Origin of the sequence: Kribbella sp. NPDC051718 (assembly GCF_040681515.1) — a bacterium.
Classification (GTDB): domain Bacteria; phylum Actinomycetota; class Actinomycetes; order Propionibacteriales; family Kribbellaceae; genus Kribbella.
On sequence record NZ_JBFAYZ010000005.1, the window covers coordinates 263,202 to 283,607 of the forward strand.

The following is a 20,406-nucleotide window of genomic DNA, read 5'->3' on the forward strand; positions in this document are numbered from 1 at the left end:
TCAGGCTATCCAGCCGAAAGGTCGCGCCTGAAGAGATTCCTCGCCGAAAACCGGGTTCGTGGCCATGGATTCACCGGTAGATTGACCTGATGACCGTGACTCTCGATCCGACCGACTGGGCCATCCTGGTCGAGGTGCAACGTGACGGCCGGATCCCGCTGACCGAGCTGGGCCGCCGGATCAACCTCAGCGCCTCGGCGACGACCGAGCGACTGAAGCGGCTGGAGTCGACCGGTGTCATCACCGGCTACCGCGCCGAGGTCGAGCTGGCGAAGGTCGGGTACGCCGTGCTGGCCGTAGTACGGCTGAAGTACCCAGGCAACAAGCACGACCCGCTCAAGAAGCTCCTCCAGCGGCGCTCCGAGATCCTCGAATGCCTCCGTACCACTGGCGACGACTGCTACACGCTCAAAGTAGCCGCCGGCTCCATGGCCCACCTGGAGGAACTGGTCAACGAACTGACCGAGTTCGGCAGCACCACCACCAACCTCGTCTACAGCCAAACCCAGCCCTACCGAGGCCCGCAGACCCCACCCCCGGAGCTCTGATGCGCGTCCTCGACATCCCGGTCTCCCCCGCCCTGCTCAAGAACTGGGTCGACTGGCTCGCCCCGGACAAGCAGCCCTTCTACGTCACCGCCAAGCAGCTCAGGAGCTGGAAGCTCCAGCAGGACGACACCGAGCCGAGCCCGAACCTCCGCGACACCTACCGCACCTACAACCTCGACTCCCGGCTCCGCTCAGTCTGGCTGGACGAGGCGACCTTCAACAGCTTGCCTCAGGCAACGAGGGCCGGGCTGGTCCGGGCGCAGCTGGTCAATGGACGGGCGGCAGTGCCGTCGGTACGCCGGTGGCGCGCCGTACTGGGGCCGGAGATCAAGTCGCAGGCCGACGGCCATCGGTTCGTCTGGTGGAAGTCCCTGCTCGAAGGACCCCTGGCGGCGAAAGTGCTACCGGACATCGTCAGCGAGGACCTGCACCCGAGCCGTCATCGCGAGGTGAGGTCCTGGCCGAAGCTGCTCCCCAACGCCCGCGCATTGGCCGGCACCTGGCCGGAGGGTAGTGGGGCGAACTGCTTCGGCACCGTGATGGCCGCCGCCGGTGTCGAGGGTGCTGAGCACGTGTGGATGCAGCGCGAGCCGTTCGAGCAGTGGCTGGCTGACAACACGAGCCGTAGCGGGCGGGACGACGTACCGGGGACTGTCCTCGTGTGGCGTGACACCGACACCCGGCTCGTGCAGCACGCCGCCGTCACCCTCGGGGGCGGCTACGCGCTGCACAAGCCGTCGCAAGCATGGAGCACTCCGCGCAAGGTGCGCACGGTGGCCGAGGTCCGTCGATCAACCCGTACCGCGGGATGGCACCTGGAGCGGCACTCGGTGCAGTAGGTCAGTCGAAGAGCGTGGTGGTGACTGGGGTGCCCAGTTCTACTGTGCGGCTCACTGTGCAGAGGCGGTCGTGGGACATCTTGACGGCTCGGGGCAGCGCCTCGCGGGCCTTGTCGCCGTCTTCGCCCTCGGGGAAGCGGATGGTGAACTCGACGGCCAGGTTCTCGAGGCGGTTGCCTTGTTCGGTGTCGCGGAGCTTGTCGCCGCTGACCGTGGCGCGGAACTCGGTGGGCTCGGCCCGGCGGCTGGTCACGATGTCCACGTCGATGGCAGAGCAGGTGCCGATCGCCGCGAGCAGGAGCTCCACCGGGGTGAAGTCGGTGTCGGCGCCGGAGCCGACCGAGATGCTGCCGCCGCGGACGTTGCGGACCTCGTACTTGCTGTTGGCAGTGCGCTCGAACTGCACGTGCCGCTGGTTGTCGTCGCCCATATCAGTCGCAATCTGTTGCTGGTAGCAACGTCAGAGAGTGGCCAATGCCTCGGCGGCCGGGGTGTCGCCGCCGATCAGTTCCAGGGTGCGGCCGATCGCCGCCGGGGTGTCGCACAGTCCGGCCAGGACGAGCGCGACGTCGTCGCGGGTGACGCTGCCGCGGCCGGTCTTGTCCGCGAGCAGCACCAGGCCGGTACCGGGGTCGTTGGTCAGCGAACCCGGGCGCAGGACGGTCCAGTCCAGCCCGTCGCGGGCGCGCAGGTCGTCCTCGGCCGCCTTCTTGGCCTTGAGGTAGATCGTGAACGACTCGTTCGGATCCAGCTGGTCGACCCGGTCGGCACCCATCGAGCTGACCTGGATGTGACGCCGTACGCCGGCCTGCTCGGCCGCATCGGCCAGCAGCCCGGCCGCGCCGCGGTCGACGGTGTCCTTGCGAGCGTTGCCACTGCCCGGGCCGGCACCGGCCGAGAAGATCGCGACGTCCGCGCCCGCCAGCACCTTCGCCACCGACTCGACGTCGGCGGACTCGAGGTCCAGTACCGCCGCCTCGCCGCCGGCCGCCGCGATATCGGCCTCGTGCGCGGGGTTGCGCACCAGCCCGACGACCGAGTGCCCGTCCGCGGCGAGCAGCTTCGTCAGCCGCAGCGCGATCTGTCCATGTCCACCAGCTATGACGACTCGCATACCCCGAGCCTAGTTCACACGATTGTCAGAGTTCGTGCCGGAGGATCGGGCGGAGCGCTTCCAGCACGGTCGCGTCCTCGATCGTGGACGGGACCGGTTCGTCGCGGCCGTCGGCGATGCCGCGCATCGTCTTGCGCAGGATCTTGCCCGAGCGCGTCTTAGGCAGCGCATCGACCACAGACACATCCCGGAACGCGGCCACCGGGCCGATGTCCCGGCGCACGGCGGCCACCAACTCCTCCTGCAAGACGGAGGCCGAGATCGTCGCCCCGGCCTTCAAGACGACCAGCCCGCGCGGCAACTGACCCTTCAACGCGTCGTGCACACCGATCACCGCGCACTCGGCCACCGCGGGATGCGCCGCGAGCACAGCCTCCATGCTCCCGGTCGACAGGCGATGCCCGGCCACGTTGATCACGTCATCGGTCCGGCCCATCACGAAGACGTAGCCGTCGGCATCGACATACCCGGAGTCGCCGGTCAGGTAGTACCCGTCGAACCGGCTCAGGTAGTTGTCGATGTAGCGCTGGTCATCACCCCACAGCGTTGGCAACGCCCCCGGCGGCAGCGGCAGCTTGATCGCGATCGAGCCCTCCTCCCCCGCAGGCAGCCGCGACCCGTCAGCATCGAGCACCTGTACGTCCCACCCGGGAAGCGGCACGGTCGCCGACCCAGGCTTCACCGGCAGCGGCTCCAGCCCACGCGGATTGGCGACAATCGGCCAACCGGTCTCGGTCTGCCACCAGTGATCGACGACCGGTACGCCGAGCTTCTCGTGAGCCCAGTGGTACGTCTCCGGGTCGAGCCGTTCGCCGGCCAGGAAGAGCGTGCTGAACCCGTCCAGCCGGTACTTCGCGAGCTCGAGAGCCTCGGGATCGACCTTCTTGATCGCCCGCAACGCGGTCGGCGCCGTGAAGAGCGCCTTCACGCCATGGTCGGAGATCACTCGCCAGAAGGCGCCCGCGTCCGGAGTACCGACCGGCTTGCCTTCGTAGAGCACGGTCGTGGCGCCGATGAGCAGCGGTGCGTAGACGATGTACGAGTGCCCGACGACCCAGCCGACGTCAGAGGCGGTCCACCAGACGTCGCCGGGCTTGATGCCGTAGACGGCGCCCATCGTCCAGGCGAGCGCGACGGCGTGCCCGCCGTTGTCGCGGACGACGCCCTTCGGCTTCCCCGTCGTACCGGACGTGTAGAGCACGTACAGCGGGTCGGTCGCCGCCACCGGCACCGGATCGGCGGGAGTCGCACCGGAAACGGCGTCCTCCCAGGAGAGATCACGCTCTCCGAGTTTTCCGGGCGCGATCTCGCGTTGCAGCAGCACGGTCCGGTCGGGCTGATGCGTCGAGATCTCGAGCGCTGCGTCGATGATCGGCTTGTACTCGACCACCCGGGTCGGCTCGATCCCGCAGGAGGCCGCGACGATCACCTTCGGCGTCGCGTCGTCGATCCGGGCCGCGAGCTCCTTGGGGGCGAACCCGCCGAACACCACCGAGTGGATCGCGCCGAGCCGGGCGCACGCGAGCATCGTGATCACGGCTTCAGGGATCATCGGGAGGTAGACGATCACGCGATCACCGGCCCCGACGCCCAGATCGCGCAACGCGCCCGCGAAGAGCGCGACCTCGTCCCGTAATTCGGCGTACGAGTACCTGCGGGTGGTGCCCGTGACGGGTGAGTCGTAGATGAGCGCGGTCCGGTCGCCGAGGCCGGCCTCGATGTGGCGATCGAGCGCGTTGTACGACGTATTGAGTTCTCCATCGGGGAACCACCGGTAGATCGGTGCCGCCGAGTCGTCCAACGCTCGCGTCGGCGGTCGCGTCCAGCTGATCGCTCCGGCCGCCTCGAGCCAGAACCCCTCCGGGTCCGCCAGACTGCGGCGGTAACTGTCCTCGTACGCACCCATCGGTCGCCTCCAACTCATCAGTGAGGCCACGGTAGTCCTGATCCGCGTGGCAGGGTGGGACACATGACCGTGACTCCTGCCGACATCCAGCTCGCCGCCGACCGGATCGCCGGCCACGTCCGCCGTACGCCGGTACTCCGTGTGTCGCCGACGCTGGCCTTCAAGCTGGAACTGCTCCAGCACGTCGGCTCCTTCAAGCCGCGCGGCGCGTTCAACCGGCTGCTCGTCGCGAAGGAGCAGGGCGCTCTCACCGGACAGGGCATCGTGACCGCGTCTGGTGGCAACGCGGGTCTGGCCGGCGCGTACGCCGCTCGCGAGCTCGGCGTACCGGCTCGCATCTTCGTCCCCACCACGGCGCCGGCGGCCAAGGTCGCGCGGCTGCGAACTCTCGACGCGGATGTCGTCCAGGTCGGGAACGAGTACGCCGAGGCGTACGAGGCCGCCGTAGCCGAAGCAGACAAATCGGGCGCTCTGCTGTTGCACGCGTATGACCAGCCGGAAGTCGTGGCCGGGCAGGGGACGATCGGCCTGGAACTGCTCGAGGACCTCGGAGACTTCGACACCGTGCTGGTCGCCGTCGGCGGTGGCGGCCTGATCGGTGGCATTGCGACGGCGCTTGGAGACCGCGCCCAGGTGATCGGCATCGAGCCCGAACTGGCTCCCACCCTCGCCAAGACGCTCGACGCGGGCGAACTGATCGACGTCGCTGTCAGCGGCGTGGCGGCCGACTCGCTCGGTGCCCGCCGCTTCGGAGCGCTCGCGTTCGAGGCCGTCCAGGCCAACAAGGTGCAGTCGGTCCTGGTCACCGAGGAGTCAATCGTTGCCGCTCGCAACGAACTCTGGCGCGAGTATCAACTAGCCGTCGAGCACGGTGCCGCCGTCACCTACGCTGCCCTCCAGACCGGCGCCTACCGGCCCGCCGCGGACGAGCGAGTGGTAGCAGTCATCTGCGGCGCCAACACCGACCTCTCAACGATCGGTTGAGCGCAGTGTGATGAAGGGGATGGTGTTGCCGGGCAGCAGGTAGCGCTCGGTCTCGACGAAGCCGTGGGCCAGGGCGAAGCGCAGACCGTCCTCGTTGGACTCCAGCACGACCGTTTCCACGGAGTCGGCCAGTGCCTGGGCGTGTGGCAGTTCGGCTGTGTAGAACTGGTCGCCGAAGCCTTGGCGGCGGTGGGCGGGGAGCACTCGAACGATCAGGGTGGCGGCCGGGGTGTCGTCCTCTGGCGGCCGCACGGTCGCGCAGCCGACCGGTACGTCGTCGTCATACGCGACTGTCAAGCGGCGGCGCTGCGCCCGCTCCCGGATGACGTCGAGCGACAGCGGATCCGTCGGAATGATCTCGTTGTGCACGAGCTGCCAGTCGGATAGCCCCGGCCCATCGATTACCTGTTCGATCCTGAGCGCCATCAGATGACTGGTCGCTGGCCGGCCGTGACGGCTTTGGGGCGGTCGTCGGAGAGGACCCAGGCGGCGAAGATGCCGGCCAGGCCGCCGCAGAGGTGGCCCTGCCAGGAGATGCCGTCCTGCGGGAGCAGGCTGCTGAGCAGCGCGCTGCCCCAGACGACGATGACGATCACGCCGACCGCCACCTGACCGAGGCGCCGGTTGAAGATGCCGCGGGCGATCAGGTACGACGCGTAGCCGAAGACCACGCCGCTCGCGCCGATCGTGATCGTGTTCGGTGGCGAGATCAGCCAGGTGCCGAACCCGCTGAGCACCGCCACGATCGCCGTCACATAGAACAGCCGCTTGGCGCCGCTCACCGCGATCAGCCCGCCGAGCGGGACGAGCGCCACGGTGTTCGAGATCAGGTGCCCGAACCCGAAGTGCAGGAACGGCGACGTGAGGATGCCGAACAGGCCGTCGGGGGTGCGGGCGACGATCCCGTACTGGTCGAGCCGGCCGTCCAGCGCGGTGTCGACGATCTCGCTCACCCACATCAGTCCGACCAGCACGCCCAGCAGCTTGACGCCGCCGAAGATCTTGGGGCCGTCGACGAGGCTGCCGGTACGCCGTGCCGGGGTCGGGATGCTCATGTATCAACTCTGCCCGATCGCGGCAAACCCAGGCACCCCGAAACGCCCGCCGCCACGCCGTGGCGCGGTTGCAGGAACTTGCAACAACTGTCCGGGGTCTGGGCGTGGCGCTGCGTGATCGTAGTCGCTCGGTCACACTGGATGACACGGTCCCGACACTCGCCGTCACAGGCGACCGAGGTGACCGTTTCTGAGCCGCCCCTGCACGACCCAGAATCCGGAGGGAACATCCCGCGATGCCGATCGCTGTCTACATCCTGGGCCTGGCCATCTTCGCCCAGGGCACGTCCGAGCTGATGCTGGCCGGCCTGCTGCCGGAAATGGCGACCGACCTCGGCGTGTCCATCCCGGATGCGGGCCTGCTGATCTCGGCGTTCGCGGTCGGCATGCTGATCGGCGCCCCGGTTCTCGCGGTGGTCACCTTGCGCTGGTCCCGGCGGACGGCGTTGCTGGTCTTCCTCGCGCTCTTCGCGCTCAGCCATGTCGCCGGCGCGCTCACCCCGAACTACGAGTTCCTGCTCGTCACCCGGGTGGTCGGCGCTTTCGTGTACGCCGGGTTCTGGGCCGTCGCCGCCGTGACAGCCGTCGGGCTGGTGCCGGTGACCTCGCGCGCCCGGGCGATGAGCGTCGTCACCGGCGGCCTGACGATCGCGACCATCGTCGGCTTGCCGGCCGGCACGATCATCGGGCAGCACTTCGGCTGGCGGGCCGCGTTCTGGACGGTCGCGATCATGTCGGTCTGCGCGATGGCAGGCATCCTGGCCACCATCCCGCTTGGCCGGCCCGACCCCAGCCAGACCCCAAGGATCTCGACCGAGCTGCGCGCGATGGCCAATCCACGGCTCTGGCTCTCGTACGCCACCACCGCGCTCGTCACCGCGGCGATCTTGGTGGTGTTCAGTTACCTCGCTCCCCTGCTCACCGACACGGCCGGCGTGCACCCGAGCGCCGTACCGGCCGTGCTCGCCCTCTACGGCGTGGGCTCGCTGATCGGCATCACGATCGGCGGCCGGTACTCCGATGCGCTGCCCTTCCGCACCCTGGCGGTCGGCATCACCGGGCTGTGCGCGATGTCGGCCGTGCTCGGCGCCTGGGCGGGCACCCCGCAGGTCGCGATCGCGTCGATCTTCCTGCTCGGCGGCTTCGGCTTCGCGGTGAACCCGGCCCTGAACGCGCGGGTGTTCAGCCTGGCCGGTGACGCGCCGACGCTGGCGACGGCGGTCAACTTCTCGTCGTTCAACGTCGGCATCACGATCGGCCCCTGGATCGGTGGGCTGGCGATCGATGCGGGCGCCGGGTACAAAGCGCTTGGCTGGCTTGCGGTCGGACTCGGCCTGGCCGCGCTCGGCACGGTCGTCCTCGCCGCACTGCTACCTCTCCACCCGGTCGCCCGGCCGCGTGCGGTGGACACCCCGAGGATGACCACCGCACGAAGTACCGAGAGCTAGTTCACCGGGCCGCTCGGGTCGAGGTGGCTCGGATCGAAGTCCGACTTGCGCTTGAACACGTACTTGTTCAGCAGCCAGGTGATGGCCCACAGCGCGACACCGACGAGCATCAGGTAGCCAGCGATCTTGTAGTCGCCCTTCGCACGCCCGGACAACGGGCTGGCCAGGTAGACGCACAGGATGAAACCGAGCACAGGCAACGCCGTCGGCGCGTGGAAGTGCTTGTGCTCGACCCGGTCGCGACGCAGTACCAGGACGGCGACGTTGACGACCGCGAACACGCACAGCAGCAGGAAGGCGGTCGTACCACCGAGCGCGGCCAGATCGGCGTACCCGATCAGGAAGAACGCGAGCAGCGTGGTGAACAGGATCGCCACCCACGGCGTGCGGCGCTTGTGCAGGACGCGGCCGAGCGGGCCCGGCAGGACCTTCTCATGCGACATCCCGTAGAGCAGCCGGCTGGCCATCAACATGTTGATCAGCGCCGAGTTCGCCACCGCGAACATCGTGATCCAGGCGAAGATCTGCAGTGGGAACCCCGGAGCGCCGGCCTGGATCACCTTGAGCAACGGGGTGGCGCCCTTGTTCAGCTCGTCGGGAGAGACCAGCGCGACCGCCGAGATCGCGACCAGAACGTAGATCACGCCGGTGATGCTGAGCCCGATCAGCATGATCTTGGGGAAGATCCTGACCGGGTCCTTGGTCTCCTCGGCCATGTTCACCGAGTCCTCGAAGCCGACCATCGCGAAGAACGCCAGCGCCGTCGCCGCGGTGACGGCGCTGAACGGCGACTCACCGGACGGTGTGTTGAAGTCGGTCAGCCGGGAGGTGTCGCCGTCGCCGTTGGCCAGTGCCCAGGCGCCGATCCCGATCACGATCAGCAGACCGGACAGCTCGACCAGCGTCAGTACGACGTTCGCCTTGACGCTCTCGCCGACACCGCGCAGGTTGACCAGCGCGATCAGTGCCATGAACGACAGCGCGGTGATCATCAGGATCGAGCCGTGCGAGGAGTTGATCTTGACGGCCTTGAAGAAGTTCTCCGAGAACGCCTTCGACGCGCTCGAGGCCGAGGTCAGCCCCGAGCACATCACCGCGAAGGTCAACAGGAAGGTCAGGAAGTGGATGCCGAAGGCCTTGTGCGTGTAGACCGCGGCGCCACCGGCCTTCGGGTACTTCGTGACGAGCTCGAGGTAGCTCGTCGCGGTCAGCATCGCGACCACGAACGCACACAGGAACGGCAGCCAGACGGCGCCGCCGACCTCGCCCGCCACCTTGCCGGTCAACGCGTAGACACCGGTGCCGAGGATGTCACCGACCACGAACAGCAAGAGCAGTCCGGGGCCCATCACGCGTTTCAGCTCCGGCCGGTCCTCCGTCGCGGTGGGTGCACTAGCGCTGTCACTCATGCTGCCTCCCAGGTCTGTCACGCTGTGGTCCCACAGGGTAGACCGGGAGTAGCCGAATAATCAGCAGGCCGCGAGCATCTGCTGCAGAGCGGTCTTCTCGGCCGACTGCAGCGACAGGCCGTAGGTGTACTTCACCCAGATCCATTCGCGGGCGTAGATGCAGTGCACCGACGCGTTGGTCGGCTGCCACGACGCCGGGTCGCTGTCTCCCTTGGAGCGGTTGCTCGACGCCGAGACCGCGATCAGTTGCGCGATGGTCAGATTGTTGGCGAACTCCTCGCGCCGGGCGGTGGTCCAGGTGCTCGCGCCGGACTTCCACGCTTCGGCCAGCGGCACGATGTGATCGATGTCGACGCCCGAGGAGGTGGTGACGTACGTAGCGTCGTACACGCTGTACCACTTGCCGGCAGTCGGTTGGCAGCTGCTGTCGACGGTGACTCCGGTGCCGTCCCGCTTGAGCACCATTTCCCGGGTGTCGCAGGTCCCCGACACGGTGTGCCAGTGAGGGAACTTGTCCCGGCTGTAGCCGGTCGTGCTGCCTTCCGCCTTCACAGTCAGCGAGTTCAGCTGGGTCTGCGCCGTGCTGGCGGACGGCGGGGTCGGCGGATAAGCCAGTGCTGGTTGGGTACCGACGATCCAGGCTGTGGTCGCGGCGACAACACTGATCGAGCATGCAAGTAGGCGACGCATCTTCAGGCCTCCGACGTTGGGCGGTGACTTCATCGGCCCCCCTGACGAACTGCGCTGCCTCAACCCTTCCCCGCCGGTGCTCCAGGGAAAACTACTCAGCGGTTAATGCCTGATGACGGTTAGTCGTGCTCCACCACGGTCAGAGTCCACGCCGGACCGGTCCGGTCGAGCTCGGCGTTCCAGCGCTCGGAGATCAGCTTGTGCAGGGCCTTCGGCGTACCGGGGTCTTTGCCCGACTCCAGCAGATGGCGAGCGACCAGGCCGCGCGTGTGCTTCGCGTTGTGTGAGACGACCGAGCGCACTCCCCCACGCTCGCGCACGACAGACACCGCCACCCACTTGGCCGCTTGCTCACCCGCCGGCTTCCACGCAGCGGCGTACGTCGACGAGCGACAGTCGACGATCACCGAGTTGCCGGCGACCGCTTCGAGCGTCGCGGCCAGCGGATCCCGCCACACCGTCGCCAACGGCCCGAGCCCCGGCAGAGTCGTCCCCATCGAGAGCCGGTACGCCGGTACGCGGTCCGCCATCCGCAACGCACCCCACGCCGCCGACATCACCAGCAGCCGGGTGTTGGCCCGCCGCTTGGTGCCCGGCGACAGCGTCGAGTAGCCCAGCGCGTCGAACAGGACCCCCGAGTACAGCTCGGACACCGGCACCGACGGCTCGGACCGCCAACGGGTGTTCCGCTCGACCTCATTGGCCAGCGAGGCCCCCACGTTCAGTACGCCGTACGCGTCCTCCGTCGAACTCACCTTGGCCAGCGACTCCAGCACGGTCTCGCGGACGTCGTTGAGCTCGGGGAACGACAGCGAGGGCAAGTGCACCGCGTTGCCGCGGACGCGGCCGGACTTGCCCTCGGACGGTGGAAGCAGGATGAGCATCAGGTCAGCTCGTCCAGGGTCGCCAGGTCCTCGAAGGTCGGCTCCCACAGACCGGCCGCGACGTTCTGCTCGATCTGCTCCGGCTTGGTGGCGCCGGCGATCACCGATGCCACCGTCGGCTGCGCCGCGAGCCCACCGATGGCGACGTCCAGCAGAGTCAGATCCCGCTCGGCCGCGAACGTCTCGAGCGCCTCGATCTTGTCGAAGTCGGCACGCGCCAGCCGCTCGGGCTGCTTCGCCAGGCGAGTCCCGGCCGGAGCCTCCGCGCCGCGCTTGTACTTGCCCGTGAGCAGGCCCGCCGCGAGCGGGAAGAACGGCAGGACGCCGATGCCGAGGTGCTCGCAGGCCGGGATCAGCTCGTCCTCGACCTCGCGCTCGAGCAGGTTGTACCGGTTCTGCGCGCTGATGAAGTGCTGCGAACCGTTCGTCCGCGCGGCCCAGTCGGCGTCGACGACCTGCCAACCCGCGAACTGCGAGCTGCCCAGATACCGAACCTTGCCCTCGGCAACCAGCTCGGACAGCGCGGCGAGCGTCTCCTCGATCGGCGTGACCTCGTCCGGCACGTGCAGCTGGTAGAGGTCGATCCAGTCCGTGCCCAGCCTGCGCAGACTCGACTCGACCGCCTTGCGGATGTACCGGCGGGAACCGCGCACACCCCAGTCGGGCCCGTTGTCGCCCTTCATGTCACCGCCGAACTTGGTGGCGATCACCACGTCGTCGCGGCGGCTGCCGAGCGCCTTGCCGAGGATCTCCTCGCTCGACCCCTGCTCGCCGCGGTACACGTCGGCGGTGTCGAACAAGGTGATGCCCGCGTCTAGCGCGGCCCCGACGACAGCCTCGGCCTGGTCCGCGTCGATCCGGCCGCCGAAGTTGTTGCAACCCAGGCCGACCACACTCACGGTGAGGCCGGAGTCACCCAGCTGGCGATACTCCATCTCGGTCATGGGCAAACTGTATCGATGCCGCTGCCGAACGTTGGGACCAGCGCATAGAGTGCTCGGCATGCCGAGCCTCACCGTCGCCGGCGCCCGTACCCGGGCCGCCGCACTCTCCGTTCATTCGTACGACGTCGACCTCGACCTCACCCAGGGCGAGCGGACGTTCGGATCGACCACCAGGATCGTCTTTTCGGCCGCTGAGCAGTCCAGCTGGCTCGACGTCAAACCCGACGAACTCGTCTCGGTCACGCTGAACGGGACGCCCGTCGACGTGGCCGGCCTGGCCGACGGACGGCTCGGCCTGACCGGGCTGCGCGCGGAGAACGAGCTCGTCGTGGTGGCGAAGATGCTGTACTCCAACGACGGCGAGGGTCTGCACCGCAGTGTCGACGCGGCCGACGGGCTGACCTATCTCTATGCGATGTCGTTCCTGGACGCCGCGCCCCGGTTCTTCGCGTGTTTCGACCAGCCCGACCTCAAGGCGCCGTACCGGATGACCGTGACCGCGCCGGCCGACTGGATCGTGCTCGGCAACGGAGCCGCGACCCAGGTGTCGCCGGGCCGCTGGGAGCTGGCGGAGACGAAGCCGCTCTCGACGTACTTCGTGACGCTGGTCGCCGGGCCGTACCACCAGATCCTCGGTGAGCACGACGGCATCCCGCTCGGGCTGGTCTCGCGGCAGTCGCTGGCCGAGGCGCTCGATCGGGAGGCCGAGGACCTGTTCGAGGTGACCGGGCAGGCCTTCGACGAGTTCCACCGGCTCTTCGGGTACCGCTATCCGTTCGGCGAGTACCACCAGGCCTTCGTGCCCGAGTTCAACGCCGGCGCGATGGAGAACCCGGGCTGCGTGACGTTCCGCGACCAGATGGTGTTCCGGTCCGCGGTGACCGAGGGCGAGCGCAGCAACCGGGCCCGGACCGTCGTCCACGAGATGGCGCACCAGTGGTTCGGCGACACGGTGACGATGCAGTGGTGGAACGACCTGTGGCTGAACGAGTCGTTCGCGGAGTACATGGCCCACCGGGTGGCGACCGCCGCGACGCGCTACACCGACAACTGGATCGACTTCGCGTTCATCCGCAAGTGGTGGGGACAGCAGGCCGACCAGCGCTCGTCGAGCCACCCGATCGCCGCCGACGCGGTCAAGGACGCGCTCGGCTCGCTCGACGACTTCGACGGCATCTCCTACGCCAAGGGCGCCGCGGTACTCAAGCAGCTCAATGCCTACCTCGGTGACGAGGTGTTCCTGAACGGCGTCAAGGCGCACATCAACGCCAACGAGTTCGGCAACGCGACCTTCGCCGACCTGGTCGCCAAGTGGACCGAGGCCGGCGCGGTCGGCCTCGAGGCCTGGGCGCAGAACTGGCTCCGGACGCCAGGCATGGACACGATCACCGCGGAGCGCACGGCGACCGGCATCAAGCTGCACCGCAAGGCGCCGGCCGCTCACCCGGCCGACCGTCCGCACCAGCTGACCATCGGCGGGTACGACGAGTCCGGCCAGGGCGTGTCTGTACCGGTCCTGCTCGATGCCGACGAGGTCGAGGTCGCGCTGGACCCGTCTGTCGCGGTCGTCGTCCCGGACGCGGCCGACGACACCTGGGCGAAGATCCGGTTCGACGCGCAGAGCCTGGGCAAGCTGCCGGCGGTGATGCCGAGGATCGAGGACGGCGTGACCCGCGCCGTCATCCTGAACAGCCTGCGCGACTCGACCGCCGACGCCGAGCTCGACCCGCGGCTCGGCTTCGACATCGTGCTCGCCGCGCTGGCGACCGAGACCAGTGACATCGCCCTCGGCGCCATGGCCGGATGGGCACGGCTGATGCTGGGCCGGTACCTCCCGGTCGAGCCGTATCGCGCGCGGCTGGCGGCGGTACTGACCGAGCGCCTTCAGTCCCTACCGGCCGGGAGCAGCCTGCAACTCGCCGTCGTGCGTGGCGTGGTCGGGGTCACCGATGACGTCGACCTGCTCAGCGGGTGGCTCGCGGGCAACGGCGTACCGGACGGTCTGGCCGTCGATGCCGACCTGCGCTGGGTCATCACCCTGCGGCTGGCGGCGCTGGGAGCCATCGACGACGCCGGGATCGACGCGGAACTCGCGCGCGACACCTCGTCGGAGGGCATCGTCCACGCGACCCGGTGCCGGGCGGCCCTGCCGACCGCCGAGGCCAAGGAACGGACCTGGGCGCAGATCACCACCGACGCGGAGATCGCCAACTACGAGCTGTACGCGGCCTGCGAGGGCTTCTGGCAGTACGGCCAGCTCGAGCTGACGGCGCCGTACGTGGACCGGTACTTCGCGGAGATCGCGGGCACCGAGAAGCTGCGGTCGGGCTGGGTGGTGGCGCAGAGCGCGGCGCTGGCCTTCCCGGTCTACGCGATCGACGAGCGGGTCGTCGGGCTGGCGGCCGGCCTGGTCGCGGACGAGGATGTCCCGGCGGGAATCCGGCGCAATGTCGGGGACCGGCACGACGACCTGGTACGCACGCTCGCGGTGCGGGCCGCCTACCCGGTGAACTGACCGGTTTCCGTCACGCCGGTGTCGTGATCACTCGCGGTTGTGACTAGTGTGACTGATGTGACGACAAGGACCCTTCTGAGCAGGCAGAATGGGGTTTTGTGACGCAACCTCCACACTGATCGGCGGGCACGGCGCGCCGGTCTTGGTCGAGGCGCAGGTATCGGGAGAGACTGTTCAGAACCGCACAGGAGAACATAGGCAATGCGCGAGGCGAGGCTCGTCGGTCTGAGCCAGGATGGCAAGCAGCTCATCCTGGCGCTGGCAGAGACGGGTGAGGAGTTCGCCGTCCCGGTCGACGACCGGTTGCGTGCGGCCCTGCGCGGCGACCGTGCCCGACTCGGCCAGCTGGAGATTCAAATGGAGAGCGCGCTCCGCCCACGAGACATCCAGGCCCGGATTCGGGCCGGCGAGAGTCCCGAGGCGGTCGCTGCCGTCGCGCAGATGCCGATGGAGCGGGTGATGGCGTTCGCCGGTCCCGTGCTGGCCGAGCGCGACCACGTCGCGAGCCTCGCCCAGCGCGCGTCCGTCCGCCGTCGTGGCGGTGGCGACGCTCCGACCCGCAACCTCGGTGCGTGGGTGACCGAGCGGCTGCGGATCCGCGGCGTCGACCCGGCGACGGCCGAGTGGGACGCCTGGCGGCGCGACGACGGCCGCTGGGCCGTTCGCGTCTCGTACTTCGTCGAGGAGAACGACGAGAAGGTCGCCATGTTCGCCTACGACGCTCCGGGCCGCTATGCGGTCCCGGACGACGACGAGGCGCGCTGGCTGGTCGGTGAGCAGGCGCAGGTGATCGCGCCGCAGCCGACGTCGGAGCGCCGGCTCACCGCGGTGGCCGACTTCGATCTGAGTCTGGCGCCCGATCACGGCGCGGACAGCTATGAGGCCGGCTTCGAGGACACGATCAGTCTCCCGCGCGGTCGCGCGGCCCAGGCGGATCGCGACGCGAACCGGGACACCGGACGTGGGTTCGGACGCGACCCGGAGTACGGGACCGCCCGCGACGTCGAGCGCGGCCCGCGACGGGTGCACTCGGTCCCCAGCCCCGACGAAGAGCCCACCCTGATCGACGTACCGATCGAGCCCCCACCAACCCTGCGCCCCGCCGTCCGCGCAGTAGAACGCCCCGCCCAACTCCCCGTCGAAGCCCCACCCCTGTCCCCACCGGAAGAACGCGCCGCCGCCCCGGAGAACCGCTTCACCGAACGCCGCATGCCACCTCCGGACCGTCAGCCGGAGCGCCAGGCACCCGTCGAGCAACGACCGGCTGCTCGCGAGCCAGGCGCGGCCGAAGGCCACGGCCCAGGCCAAGGCGCTGCGCGCACGGCTGAGCCTCGGCGCGAAGCGCCTCGCCCTGCGGACCCGCGGCAGGTTGCGCGCGAGTCTGGGCCGGCCGAAGGCCACGGCCCAGGTGGTGCGCGGCCGGCGGCTCCGAAGCCAGCGGATCCCCGGCGTTCAGCCGAGCCCGCGGGCGGGCAAGCACCCGGCAGTCAGGCGCCGGGCGGGCAAGCACCCGGCAGTCAGGCGCCGGGCGTGCAAGCCCCGGGCGGGCCGGCTGGGCAGGTGCCCGCGGCTGCCGAGCCGGCCGGTGCAGCTCCGGCTGGAGAAGCTGCTCCGGCGGCTGAGGAGAAGAAGAAGCCGGCCAAGCGGGGGTCCAAGCGGGCGAGCGTGCCGAGCTGGGACGAGATCATGTTCGGCAAGAAGGCTGACTAGTAGCTAGTAGAGGTGGAAGCCTCTGTAGTTGTCGGCTACGACGTCTGCGCAGAGTTGGCGGTATTGGGGTACGCCACCGAGGTAGACCAGGCAGACGCGTGGCTTGCTTTCGATGTTTGCGCCCATCCACCAGGAGTCGGTCCGAGGTAGCAGCGTCTGGCCGGCGATCGCGGCGGAGTGCTGACCGAACAGCCGGTGGGTCTGCCCGCCCGGATCTGCCTCACCAGGCAGATCCGGGCCGCCCTGCGGTGACACCAGGCGGACAGCTGTCTCAGATGGCGGGCGATGTTTGGCAGCGCCGGGTGCGGTCTGCCATAGTCTCCGCATGCGAATCCCGCTGTGTTGTCGCTGTTGTTGTCGCTGACGCGCGCCGTCTGAGGCGCACGAGGCCCTGCCCTTTTCCCAGGCCCGCCCGCCGACACCAGCCACACAGGATTCTTGCGATGAACCTCTCCGCTCTGTCCGATCTCCTTGCCGCCCGCGGTCTGCGACTGCTGCCCGGCTCCCACCCGGTGCCCGTCGAGCTGCTCGTTCAGTTGCCTGATGCAACGATCGCGCGGTTCACCGCCCGCGGTACGACGCTGCGGTTGCGGCACTACTCCCCCGACGCGCTGCGGTCGATCGTGATCGCGGCTGAGTGCGGCTGCGGTGACCACCACCCGCAGACCGGCCCGGATCGCGTCACCCTGAGCGCCTTCGCGAAGCCGTTGTCCGAGCACGTGCTGGACGGCGAACTGGTGTTCGGCTGGACCGGCTACGAGGCCGGCAGCCTTCGCCTGGCCGACGCGCTCCCCCACTTCTTCACTCTGCTGCCGCTGCTGGAGCCGACCCGCACCCTCGTCAGCGTCGCCTGAGCCTGGCCGACTACAGCGCCTTCTCGAACCAGTGGTCCTGGAACTTGCCCGGTGAGGCAGTCGGCGGCGCGATCTCGGTGAAGCCGGCGGAGGCGTAGAAGGCGCGCGCCTCGACGAGGTCATGGCGGGTATCCAGGAAGAGTCGCTTCAGACCTTGTGAGCGAGCCCAGTCTTCCGCGGCGGCGAGGAGTACCCGGCCGCCACCTCCGCGACGGTGATCGGGGTGGACGTAGAACCGGGTGAGCTCGCCGGTCGGGTAGACGCCGAGGTGGCCGGCTGCGACGCCGTCGGCGCGGAGTACGAGGAAGATGCCCAGGCCGGTGGTGGGGTACTCGGCGAGGGTGAGGTCGATCTCGGCCTCGTCGGTCGGGCGGTGGAAGTACCGGACCGTGAGCTCGGCGAAGTAGTCGCGGAGGAGCGCGTTGACGTCGGCGCGCTCAGGTTCCTCGCCTTGGACGGTCCACATCAGATTCGGTCCGAGATGGCTTGGGCGAGTTCGAGGCGCGCCTGCTCGTAGGGGTTGGCTTGTTGGGGGAAGGAGACGCTGGGACCGGCTTCGTCGAGGGCGGCGGGGACGAGTTGGGCGACTGTTCGGTCGACGAGGTGGTGGAGGCCGAGGTTGCGGGCCATGGTCAGGTACAGGTGGTCTTGGATGCCTCGGCGGAAGCTGGCCAGCTGGATGGTGGAGATGGGGCCGGCGATGCCTCGGGTCTGGTCGGGGTAGATGAGGTCTTCGCCGGGGTACATCAGGACGCCGTCCCCGTTGGCCCACCAGCCGCGCTTGTTGTAGAAGGTGACCGGGTCCACCCAGACGTTCTGGTTGCGCTCGCGCCCTGGCAGGGCCTGGCGGTTGTGGCGCCAGTGGTTGGTGTGCCAGTAAAAGTACGTCGAGACGTTGTGCTTGAACGCCGCCCAGAGGTTGGCGCGTGGATCGGTGGCCGGCGATTCGATCACCACTGAGCCGACGTTCGGGCGCTGGCCGTTGTAGAACCACATGTCCCGGCTTTCCTCGCGGAGCGCAGCAGCAGCCTTCGAGTCGTAGAGATCGGCGACTGTCGCCCAGATGTCGATCGCCTTGTCCGGCCCGTCCAGTACGGCGTCATAGGCGTGGGTGGCGAAGATCGGCAGGGGTGCGCCCGATGCACGCACCGCGGCCGACAATGAGCGGATGTATTCGTAATCCTCGGCGCTGGGTTCGTCGGGCATGTAGAGGAAGGTCTTCTTGCCCGGCAGGTTCTTGGTGAGCCAGTCGGTCCACAGCGGAGCGTTCGCCCTCGCCTTGTCGGGGGTGTCGAAGTCCGGCTCCGGGCCGTAGAAGGTGCGCGGGATCAGTCTGTTCCCGACGCCCTCGCCAGGGCCTTCGTACCCGTTCGCCTTGGTGAAGTCCGCGCCGGTGAAACGCGGCCGGGCGGCCGTGGCAGTCGCGATGTCGTAGGCGTCCACGAACTCGACCCGGTTGCGGTGGGCGAAGCGGTGGAACACCGGGTCGAGGTTGCGGCCGAACCGCAGTTCGACCTGTGAGCTCTCGTAGTAGAACATCGCGTTGATGCTGTTCTCGTCGGGCAGCATGAAGGGAAAGACCTTCAGCTCGACCGGCACCATCCGGACCTGATCATCGGCCCGTACCTCGATCCGCCCGCGATAGACGCCCGCCGGCGCATGCCGCGGAATGTAGATGTCGAACCAGAACGCCTGGTTGCGAGCGGCCGGTACGGCGAGCGGGAATCCACCCTGCGCCGCGTTCTCCGGGACGAGCTGGACCGGCTTGGGTCCGAGCGGGTCAGGTGGTTCGGCCGGTGAGTCGCGCAGGTAGATCCAGTCCGCGTTCGACCGCTCGGCGATGGTCATGTAGCGCTCGGAGAAGACCTGGATCTGACGACCGATCGTGTACGTCGGATCCGCGGCCGGCGGCGCATACCGGATCACTCCCGGCCCGCCGACCTGCCGTAGTACAGGCAGCCGCACCGACAGAGCGCCGATGCCAGCCGAACCGGCCTCCGCGACGAGCTGAAACGCGACCACCTCGTTGCCCGCGCCGAAAACGTGGACAGTCTGGCCGTCCCACGCGGAGTTGTGCCGCTTGTGCGGATTCGCGAGGTCGTCGGCGTCGACCTTCTCGCCGTCGTTCACCGCCCACAAGGCTGCAAGAGGCTTGGTGTGTGGCTTCACCACCAGTGGCACCGCCGCCGAGAGACCCGCTGCGAACAGCGACCGGCGGGACAGCGTCACTGGGCCGGCACTGTCTCGGGCAACGGCACCGACGGAGTAGAGGTCGCCACGTAGATCAGGCCGTCGTACTCCCGAGTCAGCAACGTCGGCGTGAACTGCATCCGGTACGTCCACCGCTGCACGTATGCGCCGAAGCTCCGGAACATCTGCGGCTCGGCCAGCCACCGCTTCACCGGCTCCGGCGCGTCCTCGGAGCCGCGCAGGTTCAGCCAGTGGTCGCCCGGACTCGCCGCCGCCAGCTGACCTTCGAGGGCGTTGAAGCCACCACGATCGATGCTGTTGGCAACGACCGGTCCGTCCATCGGCCCCGGCCACGGACCGGGCCGCAGCCGGCGAGCACGAAACGCACCGGACCCGAACAGCAACGCCAACGCGTAGTACTCCGCCCCGAACCGCTCCCTCAAGTGCTGTCCCATCGGCCGCAGCTCAGCAGACTGCCGACTGGCTGCGAGATGACCGTTGTGCGCCCAGACAGCGATCCGCCGCTTCGGGTCCTCGTCGGCCAGCCGCCCGATCGCCTCGGCCATGTAGGCATCGCGGACGGCGAACAGGGTCTCGGCCGGATCCTTGTTCTCCTTCGGCCGGCTCACCAGATCGCCGGCCCGCTCGAGGATCCGCGCATGGTTCAGCACTTCCGCTGATGCGCCCTTGGCCTCCAGGAACGGAATCAGCTGCTGAGCCTCCCGCACCACCAGCCGATCCTTGTCCGGCACCGAGCCCGGCTGCGCATCGGACAGATACCCGAAGCCCTCATCGAACGCGGCCAGCCGGTCAGGCACCGACGAGGCCAGAAACTCACGTACCGCCGCCACCGACGCCGAGCACCGCTGCGGATCGATCCCCGCGAAGCGAACCTGCTCAGCCGCCGGCCGTCCGGAGTTGTAGCTGCGCATCCACTCGACCAGCGCGACGACCTCCTCGGTCCGCCAGGTCCAGAAGCCGAGCCCGGCCACCGCGGTCGCCGCATCGCCGACGCCGTCGCGCACGTACGCATCGACGGCCGGCGCGGCCGATTCGCTCGCCTCCATCGCCAGCACCGTGTACCCGAGTTCGGTGACCAGGTACTCGAACAGCCGGTGCTTCAGTTGGAAGAACTCGCGTGTGCCGTGGGTGGCCTCCCCCAGTCCGAGCACCCTCACGTCAGCCAGCGCTTCGCCCAGTGGGGCCAGATCCTCGACGGGCGACCCCGCGACCAGGCTCGTCAGCGGGCGCGCAGTACCGGACAGCCACTGCTGGATCTCGGGGAAGCTTTCGTTGGGCACGGAAAAAGCCTATCC

The 20,406-nt window shown here is 68.7% G+C and carries 20 protein-coding genes; 7 read left to right on the forward strand and 13 right to left on the reverse strand.

Annotated elements, in window-relative coordinates; genetic code table 11:
• Positions 1-89: 89 nt before the first annotated feature.
• Both AB0M15_RS20610 and AB0M15_RS20615 read left to right on the forward strand, forming a co-directional pair.
• On the forward strand, positions 90-548 hold the full coding sequence (locus AB0M15_RS20610) for an Lrp/AsnC family transcriptional regulator (RefSeq protein WP_363821044.1): 459 nt from the start codon (positions 90-92) through the stop codon (positions 546-548).
• The gene (locus AB0M15_RS20615) at positions 548-1,387 is read left to right on the forward strand and encodes a hypothetical protein (RefSeq protein WP_363821046.1); all 840 of its coding nucleotides are present in this window, start codon (positions 548-550) and stop codon (positions 1,385-1,387) included. The genes AB0M15_RS20610 and AB0M15_RS20615 overlap by 1 nt, the downstream gene beginning before the upstream one ends.
• A gap of 1 nt (position 1,388) precedes the next feature.
• Here AB0M15_RS20615 and AB0M15_RS20620 read toward each other — a convergent pair whose 3' ends face one another.
• From AB0M15_RS20620 to AB0M15_RS20630, 3 genes are read right to left on the reverse strand one after another with little or no spacing between them, the layout of a single operon-like run.
• Positions 1,389-1,817: an OsmC family protein gene (locus AB0M15_RS20620; RefSeq protein ID WP_363821049.1), complete on the reverse strand. Its 429-nt coding sequence runs from the start codon at positions 1,815-1,817 to the stop codon at positions 1,389-1,391.
• 30 nt (positions 1,818-1,847) lie between these two features.
• Positions 1,848-2,501, reverse strand: a complete 654-nt coding sequence (locus AB0M15_RS20625) for an SDR family oxidoreductase (protein WP_363821052.1) — start codon at positions 2,499-2,501, stop codon at positions 1,848-1,850.
• A 25-nt stretch (positions 2,502-2,526) separates the two neighbouring features.
• Positions 2,527-4,407, reverse strand: a complete 1,881-nt coding sequence (locus tag AB0M15_RS20630; RefSeq protein WP_363821055.1) for a propionyl-CoA synthetase — start codon at positions 4,405-4,407, stop codon at positions 2,527-2,529.
• A 63-nt stretch (positions 4,408-4,470) separates the two neighbouring features.
• Between AB0M15_RS20630 and AB0M15_RS20635 the strand changes: the two genes are divergently transcribed.
• Positions 4,471-5,391, forward strand: coding sequence for a threonine/serine dehydratase (locus AB0M15_RS20635; protein WP_363821058.1), 921 nt, complete (start codon positions 4,471-4,473; stop codon positions 5,389-5,391).
• On the opposite strand, the gene AB0M15_RS20640 is transcribed toward AB0M15_RS20635, so the two are convergent.
• Both AB0M15_RS20640 and AB0M15_RS20645 read right to left on the reverse strand, forming a co-directional pair.
• A complete protein-coding gene (locus AB0M15_RS20640; protein ID WP_363821060.1) occupies positions 5,377-5,817 on the reverse strand; it encodes a GNAT family N-acetyltransferase in 441 nt (146 codons plus the stop codon). The genes AB0M15_RS20635 and AB0M15_RS20640 overlap by 15 nt on opposite strands.
• A complete protein-coding gene (locus AB0M15_RS20645) occupies positions 5,817-6,446 on the reverse strand; it encodes a rhomboid family intramembrane serine protease (RefSeq protein ID WP_363821063.1) in 630 nt (209 codons plus the stop codon). The genes AB0M15_RS20640 and AB0M15_RS20645 overlap by 1 nt, the downstream gene beginning before the upstream one ends.
• 236 nt (positions 6,447-6,682) lie before the next feature.
• Here AB0M15_RS20645 and AB0M15_RS20650 point away from each other — a divergent pair, with 236 nt between their 5' ends.
• Complete coding sequence (locus AB0M15_RS20650; RefSeq protein WP_363821067.1) at positions 6,683-7,894, forward strand: Cmx/CmrA family chloramphenicol efflux MFS transporter; 1,212 nt, start codon at positions 6,683-6,685, stop codon at positions 7,892-7,894.
• On the opposite strand, the gene AB0M15_RS20655 is transcribed toward AB0M15_RS20650, so the two are convergent.
• The 4 genes from AB0M15_RS20655 to AB0M15_RS20670 form a co-directional block, all read right to left on the reverse strand.
• Complete coding sequence (locus tag AB0M15_RS20655; RefSeq protein ID WP_363821070.1) at positions 7,891-9,303, reverse strand: APC family permease; 1,413 nt, start codon at positions 9,301-9,303, stop codon at positions 7,891-7,893. The two genes, AB0M15_RS20650 and AB0M15_RS20655, sit on opposite strands and share 4 nt — an antisense overlap.
• A 60-nt stretch (positions 9,304-9,363) precedes the next feature.
• The gene (locus AB0M15_RS20660; protein WP_363821073.1) at positions 9,364-10,026 is read right to left on the reverse strand and encodes an HNH endonuclease family protein; all 663 of its coding nucleotides are present in this window, start codon (positions 10,024-10,026) and stop codon (positions 9,364-9,366) included.
• Positions 10,027-10,112: 86 nt separating this feature from the next.
• Positions 10,113-10,877, reverse strand: coding sequence for a peroxide stress protein YaaA (locus AB0M15_RS20665; protein ID WP_363821076.1), 765 nt, complete (start codon positions 10,875-10,877; stop codon positions 10,113-10,115).
• Entirely contained in the window at positions 10,877-11,821 is a 945-nt protein-coding gene (locus AB0M15_RS20670; RefSeq protein ID WP_363821079.1) for an aldo/keto reductase, read from the reverse strand. The genes AB0M15_RS20665 and AB0M15_RS20670 overlap by 1 nt, the downstream gene beginning before the upstream one ends.
• A gap of 58 nt (positions 11,822-11,879) precedes the next feature.
• Between AB0M15_RS20670 and pepN the strand changes: the two genes are divergently transcribed.
• Entirely contained in the window at positions 11,880-14,336 is a 2,457-nt protein-coding gene (gene pepN, locus AB0M15_RS20675) for an aminopeptidase N (RefSeq protein ID WP_363821087.1), read from the forward strand.
• 201 nt (positions 14,337-14,537) lie between these two features.
• Entirely contained in the window at positions 14,538-16,046 is a 1,509-nt protein-coding gene (gene sepH / locus AB0M15_RS20680; RefSeq protein WP_363821090.1) for a septation protein SepH, read from the forward strand.
• 3 nt (positions 16,047-16,049) lie between these two features.
• Here sepH and AB0M15_RS20685 read toward each other — a convergent pair whose 3' ends face one another.
• Positions 16,050-16,301, reverse strand: a complete 252-nt coding sequence (locus AB0M15_RS20685; protein ID WP_363821093.1) for a hypothetical protein — start codon at positions 16,299-16,301, stop codon at positions 16,050-16,052.
• A gap of 188 nt (positions 16,302-16,489) precedes the next feature.
• On the opposite strand from AB0M15_RS20685, the gene AB0M15_RS20690 reads away from it, so the two are divergent.
• Positions 16,490-16,900 (forward strand): hypothetical protein, encoded by a 411-nt coding sequence (locus AB0M15_RS20690; RefSeq protein ID WP_363821099.1) that lies wholly within the window; start codon positions 16,490-16,492, stop codon positions 16,898-16,900.
• A gap of 10 nt (positions 16,901-16,910) precedes the next feature.
• Here the strand turns inward: AB0M15_RS20690 and AB0M15_RS20695 are convergent, their stop codons facing one another.
• From AB0M15_RS20695 to AB0M15_RS20705, 3 genes are read right to left on the reverse strand one after another with little or no spacing between them, the layout of a single operon-like run.
• Positions 16,911-17,366 carry a GNAT family N-acetyltransferase gene (locus AB0M15_RS20695; protein ID WP_363821102.1) on the reverse strand — a complete coding sequence of 152 codons (456 nt, stop codon included), beginning with the start codon at positions 17,364-17,366 and terminating at the stop codon, positions 16,911-16,913.
• Entirely contained in the window at positions 17,366-19,129 is a 1,764-nt protein-coding gene (locus AB0M15_RS20700) for a glycoside hydrolase domain-containing protein (protein ID WP_363821105.1), read from the reverse strand. The genes AB0M15_RS20695 and AB0M15_RS20700 overlap by 1 nt, the downstream gene beginning before the upstream one ends.
• Entirely contained in the window at positions 19,126-20,391 is a 1,266-nt protein-coding gene (locus AB0M15_RS20705) for an erythromycin esterase family protein (protein ID WP_363821108.1), read from the reverse strand. The genes AB0M15_RS20700 and AB0M15_RS20705 overlap by 4 nt, the downstream gene beginning before the upstream one ends.
• Positions 20,392-20,406 lie beyond the last annotated feature (15 nt).